This is a genomic window from Gordonia sp. UBA5067, from assembly GCF_002414845.1.
In the GTDB taxonomy this organism is placed as follows: Bacteria; Actinomycetota; Actinomycetes; order Mycobacteriales; family Mycobacteriaceae; genus Gordonia; species Gordonia defluvii.
The window spans coordinates 493-2643 of the sequence record NZ_DIAX01000044.1 but is presented as its reverse complement, the minus strand read 5'-3'; the positions used below and the strand labels follow the sequence as shown (position 1 = coordinate 2643).

Here is a 2151-nt window from a genome sequence, read left to right as displayed (position 1 = left end):
CACATGATGTTCGGCCTCGTGCTCGGCGCCATCGCATGGCGGACCGCGCCGGCAGACTCCCCACCGCGGAGGTTCGCGGTGCCCGATCGGCGATGCTGTCCCGATGAGCTCTCCCGACGCGGCACCGGCCCAGGTCATCGTGCGTCTCGTTGGCGTCTACGACGCGGACAGCACCTTGCGCGGTGAGCTCTCCTACTGGGTCGGTGCTCGCCTCGGTCGGCGGCATTGCTCGCTGTGCGAGATCACCCACGGCTCCGTCCGTCAGCGACCCGAGTGGAAGACCTGCCAGGACGGCCTCCCGGTACCGTTCGACACCTACCACCGCAACGACCAGCCAGGCCCGATCCGCGTCGCGTCCGGCGGTGAGGCACCGGTGGTTGTCGCCGTGACCGACGCCGGGCACATGCTGCTCCTGGCTGCCAAGGATCTCGACGCGTGCGATGGTTCGATCGATCGGCTCGTCGAGGCGATCGAGGAGTCTGCCGTACGCCTCGGGCTGACATGGGCGCCTGCGTGAACACGGCCCAGCTCGACCGGTTCGACCGCTTCTTCGATGGGCACTACCAGGCGATGGTCGCCGATGATCGCCACCGCGCCGCACGCGGGCCGCAAGGGGTCGATCAACTGCGCGCGGCGCGCTCCTCCTCGTACGCGGCGATGGCGGTGAGTTGCGCGCCGAGCGTCGCGTCGACCCACTTGCTGCCGGCACCGACCACCCGGTCGTAGCTCGCCTGCACCGGACCCAGTTGCCCGGTGAAGTGCGGCATCACCTGTTCGGCGAAGAGCTCGTAGCTGCGCAGCGTCGAGGGGAAGTCCGCCAGATCGGCGCCGAGGAAGAGGTAGGTGCCGAAACCGCCTGTCTTCTCGACCAGCCGCTCGAGTTGCTCGATGGCCATCTCGGGCGTGCCGATGACCATGCGACCGCTCTCGTTGGCGAAGTCGACGAACTCGTCGAAGTCGGACGGCGGAGGCGGCGCGGACGGGTCGCCGATCGGGATGATGTGGCTGAGGTAGTCGAAGACCCACTGCAACCCGTACCGGCAGTTCGCCCGAGCCTGATCCTCGGTCTCGGCGATGTGCATCGGACCCATCAGCCGCCACTTGGCGCGATCGACGACGTGACCGTGCCGGGCCGCTTCCTCCTGCCAGACCTGGAAGTTGTAGTCGAGCACCTGGAACGCCGCCGGCTCGGTGGCGGCGATCGACAGCATTCCCGTGCCGTACCTCCCCGCCAGCTTGCTGCCCGACGGAGAGATGCTGCTGGCCACGGCGATGTCGAAGTCGCTGTACGGCCGAACCTGCAACACGGCCTCGTCGCACGTGAACCAGTCGGTGCGTTCGCTGACCGTCTCGCCACGGAACAGGCGCATCATCACGTCGAATGCCTGCTCCATCCGGGGACGCTGATCCATCGGGTCGATCCCCAGCATCGAAGCGTCGCTGGTGAGCTGGCCAGGACCCGCGCCGAACATCATCCGCCCGCGGGTGAGGTGGTCGAGCATGACGATCCGGTCGGCGAGGATGAACGGGTGGTGGTACGGCAGCGAGTTGACGCCGGTGCCCAACTTGATGTGCCGCGTGCGCTCCGCCGCCGCGGCGATGAACACCTCGGGACTGGCGATCAACTCGCTGCCGGCCGAGTGGTGCTCACCGATCCAGGCCTCCGCATACCCCAGGCGGTCGAGATGCGTGACCAGTTCGAGATCGCGGTGCAGGGCGAGCGTCGGGTTGACCCCGGTCTTGTGCATCGGAGGGAGGAAGATCCCGAACTCGAGCGGTGCATGATGAGGGCGCATGTGCGGCATCTCCAGATGGTGTCACATCACGCCAGGTCGGTCTTCACGATGTCGACCGTGCTGACGAACCCGGTGGGGTCGTTGTGTCTCCTGCCGTGCTCGCTCAGCAGCGAGCGTCGCTCGCCGGTTCGGGGGCACCCGGGTGACCAGCGGCGTCGGTCCGCCATCTGGTGACCAGCTTGCGGAGTTCGTCGGTCCACAGGACGACGCTGGCGAGGCCGATGCACAGCAGCCAATCCGTGGCGTCGATTGCGGTGGTGTCGAATGCGTCGTTGAGGAACGGGATGTAGACCACGGCGACCTGCAGCGCCAGCGAGATGCAGATCGCGATCCACAGCACCGGGTTGGTGAACAG

At 67.4% G+C, this 2151-nt stretch carries 3 protein-coding genes; 1 reads left to right on the top strand and 2 read right to left on the bottom strand.

Going from position 1 to position 2151, the window contains the following annotated elements:
- The first annotated feature begins 103 nt into the window (after positions 1–103).
- On the top strand, positions 104–517 hold the full coding sequence (locus tag B4M62_RS06695) for a hypothetical protein (RefSeq protein ID WP_290706204.1): 414 nt from the start codon (positions 104–106) through the stop codon (positions 515–517).
- A gap of 103 nt (positions 518–620) precedes the next feature.
- On the opposite strand, the gene B4M62_RS06690 is transcribed toward B4M62_RS06695, so the two are convergent.
- Both B4M62_RS06690 and B4M62_RS06685 read right to left on the bottom strand, forming a co-directional pair.
- The gene (locus B4M62_RS06690) at positions 621–1805 is read right to left on the bottom strand and encodes an LLM class flavin-dependent oxidoreductase (protein ID WP_290706203.1); all 1185 of its coding nucleotides are present in this window, start codon (positions 1803–1805) and stop codon (positions 621–623) included.
- A 94-nt stretch (positions 1806–1899) separates the two neighbouring features.
- A partial coding sequence (locus tag B4M62_RS06685) for a cation-translocating P-type ATPase C-terminal domain-containing protein (protein ID WP_290706202.1) occupies positions 1900–2151 on the bottom strand: 252 nt, incomplete at its 5' end.